The following is an 11824-nucleotide window of genomic DNA, read 5'->3' on the forward strand; positions in this document are numbered from 1 at the left end:
TCCGCGGACCGCCCGAACCTGTTCCCGGGCGGCCGCGCGCTGTGATTCGTCTCTATCCTATTGACCGAGTTTGCGCCGGTCGAAGCGCCTGGCGCAGGAATTGCCCGAGTTCGACGGTGACCGCGGCGGCCGGCGCCGCCAGAGCGGCCTGCAACTGGGCGACATGCCAGAGACCCTCGGTCTCGGTGAACTCGGTCGGCACTCCCGCCGCCCGCAGCTGCGCCACCAGCCGCGTGCACTGGTCGTGCAGCAATTCGGCCTTGTCGGCCTGGACGTAGGTGGGCGGCAGACCGCGCAGTTCGCCCAGTAGTGGCGCGTACCCGGTGTCGGCGCCGTCGCCGCCACCCAGGTAGGCCGCGGCGCAGGCCCGCGACCACGGCTTGTTGATGACCAGATCGCGGCTGCGGGTGGGGACCTCGTTCGGGTCGGTCCACGGCGCGATCAGGCCCAGCGCGGCCGGGGTCAGGCCGTGCCGGTCGCGCAGCCGCTCGGCCAGCGCCAGCGACAGCCCGCCACCGGCAGAATCACCGGCCACCGCAATGCGTTCCGGCCGGAGACCGGCGGCCACCAGTTCCAGGAACGCGGCCTCGGCGTCCTCGAGCGCCGCCGGGAACGGGTGCTCGGGGGCCAGCCGGTAGTCGGGAACCTGCACCGCGCAACCGGTTTCGCGGGACAGGTAGGCCGCCAGCGAGCGGTGGGTGACCGGCGAGCCGACGGTGTAGCCGCCGCCGTGCAGGTACAGCACGGTGGCGCTGTCGGAGACCGGCCCGACCGAGACGCGCTCGGTCGGGCGGCCACCGAGGCGGACGTGCTCGACATGGGTGCCGCGCGGCGCGCGTTGCGCCACCGAACCCCAATCCATCAGTGCCCGCTGGACACCGAACGGGAGCCGGTGATGGAGCATGACCCGGAAGACCGGGTTCAGCACGGCTCGGACGACGGGCAACGGCAGTGTCACATCGGGCATGACCGAATGTCCTTCAGAATCGCGGTATTACGGCAGGAACCGCTTCTGCACCACCGCGGAGATCCGCTGGTAGTACGAAGCCGTGGTGCGCACGAACAGGTCGAGGGCCTTGGCCTCCCAGCCGATCAGCACGCGGCCGTGGCCCTTGCGGACCGCCTCGGTGATGGTCTGCGCGGCCATCTCCGGGGTGTGCAGGGCGAGCTTGCTGTCGAAGAGGCTGGCCAGGTTCTTCTGATCCAGGCCCTCGGAGACGGTGGCGTTGCGGGCGACGGCGGTCTTGATGCCGCCGGGGTGCACGCAGGTGACCTGGACCGGGGTGCCGCTCATCAGCATTTCCTGGCGCAGCGCCTCGGTGAAGCCGCGGACCGCGAACTTGGCCGAGTTGTAGGCGCTCTGGCCGGGGACCGCGATCAGGCCGAAGAGGCTGGACACGTTCACCACGTGGCCGTCACCGGATTCGATCAGGTACGGCAGGAACGCCTTGGTGCCGTTGACGACGCCCCAGAAGTCGACATCCATGATGCGTTCGATGTCCTTGAACGCGGTGTCGGTGACATTGCCGTGGTGGGCGATGCCGGCGTTGTTGTAGATCTGGTTGACCTTGCCGAAGTGCTTCTTCACCTCGTCGGCGTAGAGCAGCACGGCTTCGCGCTCGGCCACGTTCAGGCGATCGGACTTGATCTTCACGCCGAACTTCTCACAGCGCCGCACGGTTTCGGCGAGGCCCTCGGTGTCGATGTCGGACAGCGCCAGGTGCGCGCCGCGCCTGGCCAGGTTCTCCGCCAGCGCGCGGCCGATACCGGAACCCGCACCGGTGATCACGCAGACCTTGTCCTTGAAGTAAGCATCGTTGCTCACGGTTACCGCTTTCGGTTGGGTGAGGAGTGGTGGTGTGACTAGACGGCCTGTGCGACAGGCTGACTGGTGGTCTCGTAGGCCGCGACGTCGAAGTGCTCGAGCAGACTACGGAACCGGAAGGTGAAGTCCGGCCACAGTGTGGTGTTGTTGCCGTGCTTGTCCAGGTACCAGGAGGCGCAGCCGCCGGTGCTCCACACCGCGCCCTCCAGCTTGCGCTGCAGACCCGCGTTGTATTCGTCCTGGATGTCCTTGCGGACCTCGACGGTGCGCAGGCGCAGGTTGTCGAACTGGGCGATGGCGTCGGAGATGTAGTTGATCTGCGACTCCAGCATGAACACCATCGAGGTGTGGCCCAGGCCCACGTTCGGGCCGAGCATGAAGAACATGTTGGGGTAGTTGTTGATCGCCGAACCCTTGTAGCCCTGCTGGCCGATGGCGTCGAAGACCTCGGAGAGCGTGCGGCCGTCGCGCCCGGAGACGGTGTCGTAGACCGGGGAGTCGGTGACGTGGAAGCCGGTGGCCACGATGATCGCGTCGACCTCACGCTCGACGCCGTCCTTGGTGACGATGGCGTTGGGGCGGATCTCCTGGATGCCGTCGGTGACGACGTCCACGTTGTCGCGGCTCAGGGCCGGGTAGTACTCGTTGGAGATCAGCATGCGCTTGCAGCCGATGCGGAAGTTCGGGGTGACCTTGCGGCGCAGCTCCGGATCGCGGACCTCGGCGAACAGCTTGGCGCGGGCCACGGTCTCGAGGGCGAGCATGGCGGGCGGGAACTTGGCCAGGCCGACCACCTGGGTCTCGCGGGCGGCGTAGATGCCGGCGCGGTAGAGGCCGCGCAGCGCGGGAATGTGCTTGAGCGCGAACTTCTCCGGGGCCAGGTACTCGCGGTCGACGCGGGGCAGCAGCCAGGGGGCGGTGCGCTGGTAGACGTCCAGGTGCGCGACCTGGGCGGCGATGTTCGGGACGATCTGGATGGCGGAGGCGCCGGTGCCGATGACGGCGACGCGCTTGCCGGTCAGGTCGGAGTCGTGGTTCCAGCGGGCGGAGTGGAAGATCTCGCCCTGGAAGTCGTTGATGCCCTTGATGTCCGGCAGGTTCGGCTCGCACAGCGCGCCGACGGCGGAGACCAGGATGTCCGCGGTGAACGGGCCCTGGCTGGTCTGGATCTCCCAGCGCGCCTCGGCGGCGTTCCACTGGGCGCCGGTCATCTCGCAGTCGAAGATGTGCTTGTCGCGCACGCCGTACTTGTCGGCGACGCCCTGGATGTAGCGCTGGATCTCCGGCTGCTTGGAGAACGAGCGCGACCACTCCGGGTTGGTGGCGAAGGAGTACGAGTACAGCTGCGAGGGGACGTCGCAGGCCGCGCCCGGGTAGGTGTTGTCGCGCCAGGTGCCGCCGACATCGCTGCCGCGCTCCAGCACGAGGTAGTCGGTGCGTCCCTGCTTGCTCAGCCGGATGGCCAGGCCCAGGCCCGAGAACCCGCTGCCGACGATGATCACGTGGGAGTGCCGGGCGGGCCGGTTGCCGACAGCTTTGTCTGTAACCTTGCGACTCATGTACCCGAGAATATGGTCTTATTGAGTGGGAGTCAATACTCTTATTGAGCGACGGTCAATATTATTGACTCGAGTTCAGTAACCGTCGACCCTCGTCAGCACCGCCGGAAACGACCAAGGAGCGCGCCGTGAGCAGCAGACCGGACAACCGGGCCAAACGCGTGCGGCTCAGCCCCGGCGAACGACGCGAGCAGTTGATCACGCTCGGTGCCCGCATGCTGCGCGAACGCGCCCTCGAGGACATCTCCATCGGCGAGATCGCCGCGCAGGCCGGCATCTCCCGCGGCCTGCTGTTCCACTACTTCCCCACCAAGCACGACTTCCACCTGGCGATCGTCAACCGCGCCAATGCCGAACTGCTCGAACGCACCACCCCCGACCCCACCCTGTCGCTGTTCGACATGCTGCACGACGCCATCGAGCGCTACATCGGCTACGTCACCGAGAACCGCACCTCCTACCTCGCCCTGCTCCGCGGCCCCGCCAGCGCCAGCCCCGAACTGGTGGCCCTGGTCAACGCCACCCGCATGGCCCTGGTCAACCGGATCCTCGCCGAAGCCCCCATCCCCGCCGACGACCCCGACCGTCCCCGCCTCGCCCTCGCCGTCCGAGGCTGGATCGCCTTCGTCGAGGAAACCACCCTCACCTGGCTCCGCGAGGAACCCATCCCCCGGGAATCCCTCGTGGACATGCTCGTCACCTCCCTCCCCGCCCTGGCCCTCAACGCCGACCTGGCCGCCGCCCTCCAGCAGTGAGCGCAGATCTTCGCGATCGCGGGCACAGCCGCTCCATGAAAGTGCCTGTGGGCCAAGGCCAATTGCCCAGATGATCGTCGTCAGGTGAGTTCACCGTCGGATCCGGTTCCGTACCGCCGTTGGAAGCCGCCCCCGAACCATCCACGGTCAGCGAACGAAAGGGTTTGTGGCACAGGGCGGCGGTGACGAACCCGGATCAGAGGGCGTGCGCGTCGAGCCAGGTTCGGGCTACGGACGAGGGAATGGCGTTCTGGTCGCGGATCTGGTGGATCATGTCGGCGAGCTCGGTGGTGGTGAGTTCGCCTGCCACGTAATTGAGTTTGCGCAGCTGAGGGTCGGTGAGGGCGGATTTGCGCAGGATCGGGGCGACCATGGCGGCGCGGAAGGCGTAGTCGGGGTCGGCGAGTGCGGTGAGATCGGCGCCGTCGCCGGGGAGGAAGGAGGCGGGGCCGGGGAGGACGCCCAGGTGGATTTCGCCTTCGGAGAGGGCTTTTCGGAGGTCGGCCGGGGTGGTGAAGGTGACCCATCGGGTGATGGCGCAGTGGTAGACCGACTGCAGGGGGGTCAGGACATCGCGTTCGGGGTCGAGGGGGGCGCGCTGCGCGTCGAGGGGGGCGCCGGTGTCGATGCCGACGATCAAACCGTCGCAGCGGGGGCCCAGGTCCTTCAGGGAGGACGGGAGGGCGGTGGGGTGGGCGGCGGAGGCGACGATGGCGGGGCGCAGGTCGGTGCCGTCGGCGGGGTCGGAGGTGGTCACGCCCTGCGGAAGGGCCTTGGCGAGGGCCGCATTCACCGCTTCCGGCGTGGTGACGGTGGCGGTCGAATCGAGGGCGGTGAGGATGTCGCCGGTGATGTCGCCGAACAGGGCGAGGTCGCCGGAGTCGAGGCCGGCGAGCAGTTCGGTGCGCGCACCCACGCGGTCCGCGACGCGGGTGTGCAGGCCGGTGCGGGCCAGCGCGCCCGCGTACAGCTCGGCGATCATCCGGGACTGGGGCGAATCCCCCGCTCCCACCGTCACGACCGAGCCGGTGTCCTTGCCGCCGCAGGCCACCGCCGCCACCGCGACCGCGGTGACGAGCGCACCCCGGCCCAGTGTTCGCACCGCGCAAACCAATCGGTTGGATCCGGTCCCGGACGTGCGCCCGCGACGCATCGAACGACGGCGGGCGGCGCGACGGCCGAGCGCCTGCGAGGGGTGGGAGTCTGTGCCGGACACGCGCAACAGTCTGCCGCGCCGACCCCCGCGGCGGTGAAACCGGGCCGGACATCGGGCGTGCCGATTTCGCCGGAAGCGCGAAACCGACCGTAGGTAGGCACCGTTCGCGGGATGAGACGGGCAATATAGACAGTTAAGTCTGTTCCAGGGGTGGCGACACCCCGCCGCCGCAGGCATCCCGCTCGGAAGGACGACAGTGCAATCGCTCATCACCACGCGCGCCGATGGCAAGCGCATCTCCCGGACCGTACTTCGAATCCTCGCCGCGTCGGTGGCGCTGGCCGCCGCCATGGCACTGTCCGCCTGTGGCGACAACAAGTCCAATCCGCTCGGCGGGGGCGGGAGCTGCGGCGGCGACGCCGATAAGGTCACTGTCGGGTCCGCCAACTTCCCCGAATCCGAGACCGTGGCCGACGTGTACGCGGAAGCGTTGCGGGCCAACGGGTTCAGCGTCGACACCAAGCTCAATATCGGCAGCCGGGAAGCGTATGTGCCCGCGTTGCGGCAGTGCGCCATCGACCTGATCCCGGACTACACCGGCAATCTGCTGCAATACCTGGACAAATCGAGCACCGCCACCACGCCCGACGAGGTGAACGCCGCCCTCGCCAAGGCGCTCGGCGATCAGCTCGCCATCGGCAAGCCCGCGCCCGGCGAGGACTCCGACGCCGTCGTCGTCACCAAGGCGACCGCCGAGAAATGGAATCTGACCAGCATCGCCGACCTGGCCGCGCACTCGGCCGAGGTGAAACTGGCCGCGCCCGCGGAATTCTCCGAACGGCCGGGCGGGCTTCCGGGCCTGAAGAAGAACTACGGACTCGACATCGCCGCCGCCAACTTCGTGCCGATCGCCGACGGCGGCGGCCCCGCCACCGTGAAGGCGCTGACCGACGGCCAGGTCACCGCCGCCGACATCTTCACCACCTCCCCCGCCATCGCCGCCAACAACCTGGTGGTGCTGACCGACCCCAAGCACAACTTCCCGCCGCAGAACGTGGTGCCGCTCTACAACACCGCCAAGAAGAGCGACAAGCTGACCAAGGTGCTCGACGCGACGTCGGCGAAACTCACCACCGCCGAACTCATCTCGCTCAACACCGCCGTCTCCGGCAGCAGCAAGACCGAACCGGCCGCCGCCGCCCGCCAGTGGGTCGCCGCGCAGGGGCTCGACCAGCCGATCGCGTAAGGGAGGCGGAACACGGTGTCCGACATCGAATTCACCGGCGTCAGCAAGACCTACCCGGACGGCACCACCGCCGTCCACGACCTGAGCCTGCGCATCGAATCCGGGTCGTTCACCGTGTTCGTGGGACCGTCCGGCTGCGGCAAGACCACATCCATGCGCATGATCAACCGAATGATCAGCCCCAGCGCGGGCGCCATCACCGTTGGCGGACAGGACATTTCCCGCGTCGACCCGGTCAAGCTGCGACTCGGCATCGGGTACGTGATCCAGAGCGCGGGCCTGCTGCCACACCGCACCGTCGTCGACAATGTGGCCACCGTGCCGGTGCTGCGCGGGCAATCCCGGCGCGCGGCCCGGCGGGCGGCGCTGGAGGTGATGGATCGCGTCGGACTGGATCACGCGCTGGCGCAACGCTATCCGGCGCAACTCTCCGGCGGCCAGCAGCAGCGCGTCGGCGTCGCCCGGGCGCTGGCCGCCGACCCGCCCATCCTGCTCATGGACGAGCCGTTCAGCGCCGTCGACCCGGTCGTGCGCACCGAACTCCAGAACGAGATGCTGCGGTTGCAGGCCGAACTGCACAAGACCATCGTCTTCGTCACCCACGACATCGACGAGGCCATCAAACTCGGCGACCACATCGCAGTCTTCGGACCCGGCGGGTACCTGCAACAACACGACGTGCCGCAGACCGTACTCGCCCGCCCCGCCACCGATTTCGTGGCCGGTTTCGTGGGCCGCGACCGCGGCTACCGCGAACTGTCCTTCCGGCCCGCCGACGCCGTGCCCCTGCACGATCTCTCCACCGTCTCCCCCGAGCAGGTGCCCGGCGTCCGGCTGGACAAGGGCGAATGGCGGCTCGTCATCGACGAGGCCAAGAAGCCCATGGGCTGGATCGACACCACCGGCGTGGAAGGCGTCCGCGCCGGACGCGCGCTCGCCGACTGCATGGCCTCCGGCGGCTCGCTGTTCCCGCCCGGCGGCGACCTGCGGCAGGCGCTCGACGCCACCATCTCCTCACCCGCGGAAATCGGTGTCGCCGTGGACGATTCCGGCGGCGTGCGCGGCGCCATCTACGCCCGCGACGTGCTCGAACAGCTGCACCGGCAGCGCACCGCCGAGGACGCCGAACGCAATCGGGTCTTCTTCGAGGAGACCACGTGAGATACCTGCTGGACAATTTCGGCGAGATCGCCGGATACGCCCGCACCCACCTGTGGCTGGCGCTGCTGCCGCTGGCGCTCGGGCTGGTGATCGCGATTCCGGCGGGCGCGCTGGCGCATCGGGCGCGCTGGCTGCGGCGGATCACCACCACCGCGGCCGGGATCGCCTACACGATTCCGTCGCTGGCCCTGTTCGTGATTCTGCCGCCGCTGCTCGGCATCGGGGTCATCGATCCACTGAATGTCGTGATCGCCCTGACCATCTACTCGGTCGCACTGCTGGTGACAGCGGTTCCGGCGGCCCTGGATTCGGTGCCCGACGCCACCCTCGACGCGGCCGACGCCATCGGCTACCCGCGCTGGCGCCGGGTGCTCACCGTCGACTTCCCGCTCGCGCTGCCGGTCTTCCTCGCCAACCTGCGGGTCGTGGCCGTCACCAATATCTCGATGGTGACCGTCGGCGCGCTGATCGGGGTGGGCGGGCTCGGCAAGCTGTTCACGCAGGGCTATCAGCGCGACTACCCGGACGAGATCGTGGCGGGCATCATCGTGGTGCTGGTGCTGGCCTTGGTCGTGGATCGGGCGCTGTACCTGCTGGGCAAGGTGGCGACGCCGTGGCTGAAAGGGGCTGCGCGGTGAACCTTTTCCTGGACGCCTGGCATTTCCTCACCGACGGCGCGAACTGGTCCGGCCCGGCCGGCATCGGGCGGCGGCTGCTCGAACACCTCTGGTACAGCCTGCTGGCCGTGGGGCTCTCGGCCGTGATCGCGGTGCCGATCGGACTGCTGATCGGGCACACCCGGCGCGGGTCGGCGCTCATCGTCGGCTTCGCGAACTCCATGCGCGCCCTGCCGACCCTGGGTGTGCTCACCTTCGTGGTGCTGCTCATGGGGTTGGGGCTGACCCCGCCGCTGCTGGCGCTGCTCACCGTCGGCATCCCGCCGCTGCTGGCGGGCGCGTACGCGGGCATCGCGAACGTGGACCCGATCGTGGTCGACGCCTCGCGCGCCATGGGCATGAGTGAGCCGCGGGTGCTGCTTCGGGTCGAACTGCCCAACGCGCTGCCGGTGCTGCTCAGCGGCCTGCGCGCGGCCACCCTGCAGGTGGTGGCGACCGCGACGATCGCCGCCTACGTGAACCTGGGCGGGCTGGGCCGCTACATCTTCGACGGCATCAGCCTCTACCGCTACGACAAGGTCCTGGTGGGCGCGATCCTGGTGGCCGCGCTGGCGCTCGCCCTGGACGGCCTGCTGGCCTTCGTGGTGTGGCTGAGCGCGCCCGGGACCGGACGATTCGGCCAGCTCACCGGCCGGATCCGAAACAGGCGCATTGACCTTCCGGTGTGATCGGGGTCACGATGTCTCGTGGCACACCCATCCGAGACAGGAGGTTCGCAGTGAAGGCTCGCGACATCATGCACCGGAATGCGGAATGCATCCCCGCTGATGAGACGCTCGACCGCGCCGCCCAGGTGATGCGCAACATGGACGTCGGCGCCCTGCCGATCTGTAATGGAGATCAGCTGATCGGCATGCTCACCGACCGCGACATCGTGGTCAACTGCATCGCCATGGGACACGATCCGGGCAAGGTCCGCGCCGGTGACCTGGCTCAGGGCCGGGTGTGGTCGGTGGACGTCGACACCGACCTCGGGACCGTCCTCGACGTCATGGAACAGAATCAGATCAAACGCATGCCCGTGCTCGACATGCGCCAGGGCAACAAGCTCGCGGGCATGATCTGCGAATCCGACGTCGCCAAGAACGTCAGCGACAAACAGCTCGCCACGTTCATCAGCGCCATCGCGGTGCCGCACTAAATCCACGGGAAGCGTCCCGGTTCGCAGCGGATTCACAGGCGGCGACCGGAGAATTACCGGGTGCAACCGGGACGCATTCTTGTCATCGAAGACGCCGAAGCCATTCGCGCCGCGGTGGGAGCCGGGCTCACCGCCGCCGGGCACGACGTGCTCGCGCGTGGCGACGGCGCGCTGCTGGAACAGGACCTCTCCCGGTACCGGCCCGACGTGGTGGTGCTCGACGTCGGGCTGCCCGGGCGGGACGGGTTCGCGCTCCTGGAATCGGTGCGGGCGCGATCCGCGGCCGGCGTCGTCATGCTCACCGCCCGCGACGGCGTCGAGGACCGGGTGCGGGGGCTGCGCGCCGGATCCGACGACTACCTGGTGAAACCATTCGATCTCACCGAACTCGTGGCGCGGGTGGACGCGCTGCTGCGGCGGATGGGGAAACTCCAGCGCCGCACCGTGATCGGCGACCTCGAGGTGACCGTGGACACCGGCACCGCGCGCCGGGCCGGACAGGAACTCACGCTCACCGCCACCGAGTTCAAACTGCTCGCGTACCTGGCCGCGCAACGCGACCGGGTGGTGACCAAGACCCAGATCCTCACGGCGGTATGGGGATACGAGGACTACGACCCCAATCTGGTCGAGGTACATGTCAGCGCACTGCGGCGCAAACTCGAGGAACACGGGGAACGGGTCGTGCACACGGTGCGCGGGCTCGGCTACACGCTGCGGACGCCGAAGTGAGGACCGTGTCGCTGCGCGGGCGGGTAACCCTCACCGCCGCACTGGTTTCCGGCATCGTACTGGTGCTGGTGGCGCTGAGTGTGCACGCCTTGTTCGGGCTGGTCGTCAACCGCAGCGAGAACACGGTGCTCACCGACCGGGCGCAGCTGGCCCGCGAACTCGCGCAGAACGGGGTGACGCCGGAGGATCTCGTCGCCCACGTCGACACCCGATCGGTGCGGGTGCGGCTCGTGCTCGCCGACGGCCGCACCTTCGGCAGCCTCGATCGCCGGTTCGCCGAGGACAGCACCACCAAGACCCGGCTCGTGCGCTTGACCGGGTCCGGTGCGCTCGACGGCGGCCGGCTCACCCTGCAGATCGACACTCCTCTGCTGGCCCGGGTGCAGTCGCGGCTGGGCGTGCTGTTGACGGTGGCCACCACCTCCGCCATCGCGATCATCTCCCTCGCGCTCTGGTTCGGGGTGCGCCGCGCCCTCGAACCGCTCGACGCCATGACCCGGCTGGCTCGCGATATCGCGCACGGTCACCTCGGGCGACGGCTCGAACCCTCCCGCACCGACACCGAATTGGGGCGCACCGCGGCCGCGTTCGACGAGATGCTGGACGCGCTGGAAGGGGCGTTGCGCGACACCGCCGCCGCCGAGGCCCGGGCTCGCGCCTCCGAACAGCGGATCCGCGCGTTCGTCGGCGACGCCGCCCACGAATTGCGCACACCCGTCACCGGGGTCCGCTCGCTCGCGGAAGCGGTCCTGCAACAGCCCACCGACACCGATCCCGAGGATCGGCAGCGCATGCTGCGCCTGCTGGTCCGCGAAACACAGCGCGCGGGGCGGCTGGTCGATGATCTGCTCGACCTGGCACGCATCGACGCCGGGCTCCAGCTCCGGCGCGAAGCCGTCGACCCGCACGCGCTCGCCGCCGCCCAGCTCGACAGTATGCGGATGCTGCACCCGGACACCGCATTCCATCTCACCGGCGACCCCGTCACCGTTTCCGCCGATCCCGAGCGCATCACGCAGATCCTCGCCAATCTGCTGACCAACGCCTGCCAAGCCGTGCGGGACCACGGCACGGTCACCATCGATGTGCGGCGTTCCGAATCCGACTCCAGCACAGTCGAACTGACCGTCTCCGATACCGGCCCGGGCATCCCCGCCGAAGCCCGCGAACGCGTCTTCGACCGCCTGGTCCGTCTCGATTCCGCCCGCGACACCCGCCCCGACGGGTCCGGTCTCGGCCTGGCCATCGCCCGTGGCCTCGCCCGCGCCCACGGCGGCGACCTGGTCTGCCTCGCCCCCGAGCCCCTCGGCGCGCAGGGCGCGGTCTTCCGCCTCACCCTCCCCGTCTGAAGATCACCTGAAGATGCCCGCCGGATTCAGGGAGGCTTCAGGTTCGGCGGGCAGATTCGACGGCGAACCCACCACACAACCTGGAGTGAGCATGAAACGCACCCTCGCCGTGGCTCTCGCCGGCGCCGCCGGAGCCGCCGCCGTCGCCCTCGCCGTGCCGGGCACCGCCTCCGCCGACGCCCCCACCTGCGGTCCCGCCGCCGCGGCCGCCGCGCGCTCCGAC

12 protein-coding genes are annotated in these 11824 nt (G+C 69.1%); 8 read left to right on the forward strand and 4 right to left on the reverse strand.

The genetic code is table 11. The features are described 5' to 3' along the window. Positions 1-52 precede the first annotated feature (52 nt). Genes ACWELJ_RS22225 through ACWELJ_RS22235 form a run of 3 tightly spaced genes read right to left on the reverse strand, consistent with a single transcriptional unit; the run spans position 53 to position 3384 of the window. Positions 53-967 carry an alpha/beta hydrolase gene (locus ACWELJ_RS22225; protein ID WP_452368045.1) on the reverse strand — a complete coding sequence of 305 codons (915 nt, stop codon included), beginning with the start codon at positions 965-967 and terminating at the stop codon, positions 53-55. Positions 968-994: 27 nt separating this feature from the next. Further along, positions 995-1825, reverse strand: a complete 831-nt coding sequence (locus ACWELJ_RS22230) for an SDR family NAD(P)-dependent oxidoreductase (protein WP_452368046.1) — start codon at positions 1823-1825, stop codon at positions 995-997. Between the two features lie 38 nt (positions 1826-1863). Continuing rightward, positions 1864-3384 (reverse strand): flavin-containing monooxygenase, encoded by a 1521-nt coding sequence (locus ACWELJ_RS22235; RefSeq protein ID WP_452368047.1) that lies wholly within the window; start codon positions 3382-3384, stop codon positions 1864-1866. A 128-nt stretch (positions 3385-3512) separates the two neighbouring features. On the opposite strand from ACWELJ_RS22235, the gene ACWELJ_RS22240 reads away from it, so the two are divergent. Next, positions 3513-4139, forward strand: a complete 627-nt coding sequence (locus ACWELJ_RS22240) for a TetR/AcrR family transcriptional regulator (RefSeq protein ID WP_452368048.1) — start codon at positions 3513-3515, stop codon at positions 4137-4139. Between the two features lie 196 nt (positions 4140-4335). Here ACWELJ_RS22240 and ACWELJ_RS22245 read toward each other — a convergent pair whose 3' ends face one another. Continuing rightward, positions 4336-5355 carry a glycine betaine ABC transporter substrate-binding protein gene (locus tag ACWELJ_RS22245; RefSeq protein WP_452368049.1) on the reverse strand — a complete coding sequence of 340 codons (1020 nt, stop codon included), beginning with the start codon at positions 5353-5355 and terminating at the stop codon, positions 4336-4338. A 289-nt stretch (positions 5356-5644) separates the two neighbouring features. On the opposite strand from ACWELJ_RS22245, the gene ACWELJ_RS22250 reads away from it, so the two are divergent. Genes ACWELJ_RS22250 through ACWELJ_RS22280 form a run of 7 tightly spaced genes read left to right on the forward strand, consistent with a single transcriptional unit; the run spans position 5645 to position 11601 of the window. Continuing rightward, complete coding sequence (locus ACWELJ_RS22250; RefSeq protein WP_452368055.1) at positions 5645-6541, forward strand: ABC transporter substrate-binding protein; 897 nt, start codon at positions 5645-5647, stop codon at positions 6539-6541. A gap of 15 nt (positions 6542-6556) precedes the next feature. Further along, a complete protein-coding gene (locus ACWELJ_RS22255) occupies positions 6557-7702 on the forward strand; it encodes an ABC transporter ATP-binding protein (RefSeq protein ID WP_452368050.1) in 1146 nt (381 codons plus the stop codon). Then, positions 7699-8340: an ABC transporter permease gene (locus tag ACWELJ_RS22260; protein WP_452368051.1), complete on the forward strand. Its 642-nt coding sequence runs from the start codon at positions 7699-7701 to the stop codon at positions 8338-8340. Before ACWELJ_RS22255 ends, ACWELJ_RS22260 begins: the two co-directional genes overlap by 4 nt. After that, entirely contained in the window at positions 8337-9047 is a 711-nt protein-coding gene (locus ACWELJ_RS22265) for an ABC transporter permease (RefSeq protein ID WP_452368056.1), read from the forward strand. The genes ACWELJ_RS22260 and ACWELJ_RS22265 overlap by 4 nt, the downstream gene beginning before the upstream one ends. 50 nt (positions 9048-9097) lie before the next feature. Then, positions 9098-9520 (forward strand): CBS domain-containing protein, encoded by a 423-nt coding sequence (locus tag ACWELJ_RS22270; protein WP_452368052.1) that lies wholly within the window; start codon positions 9098-9100, stop codon positions 9518-9520. A gap of 60 nt (positions 9521-9580) precedes the next feature. Beyond that, positions 9581-10252 carry a response regulator transcription factor gene (locus ACWELJ_RS22275; RefSeq protein WP_452368053.1) on the forward strand — a complete coding sequence of 224 codons (672 nt, stop codon included), beginning with the start codon at positions 9581-9583 and terminating at the stop codon, positions 10250-10252. Beyond that, positions 10249-11601: a sensor histidine kinase gene (locus tag ACWELJ_RS22280; RefSeq protein WP_452368054.1), complete on the forward strand. Its 1353-nt coding sequence runs from the start codon at positions 10249-10251 to the stop codon at positions 11599-11601. The genes ACWELJ_RS22275 and ACWELJ_RS22280 overlap by 4 nt, the downstream gene beginning before the upstream one ends. Positions 11602-11824 lie beyond the last annotated feature (223 nt).

The organism is Nocardia sp. NPDC004582, from assembly GCF_053602115.1.

Bases quoted from the DNA above. Each gene is read 5' to 3' on its own strand.
- ACWELJ_RS22235 (WP_452368047.1), bottom strand. From the start codon at position 3,384: ATGAGTCGCAAGGTTACAGACAAAGCTGTCGGCAACCGGCCCGCCCGG.
- ACWELJ_RS22250 (WP_452368055.1), top strand. From the start codon at position 5,645: ATGGCACTGTCCGCCTGTGGCGACAACAAGTCCAATCCGCTCGGCGGG.
- ACWELJ_RS22225 (WP_452368045.1), bottom strand. From the start codon at position 967: ATGCCCGATGTGACACTGCCGTTGCCCGTCGTCCGAGCCGTGCTGAAC.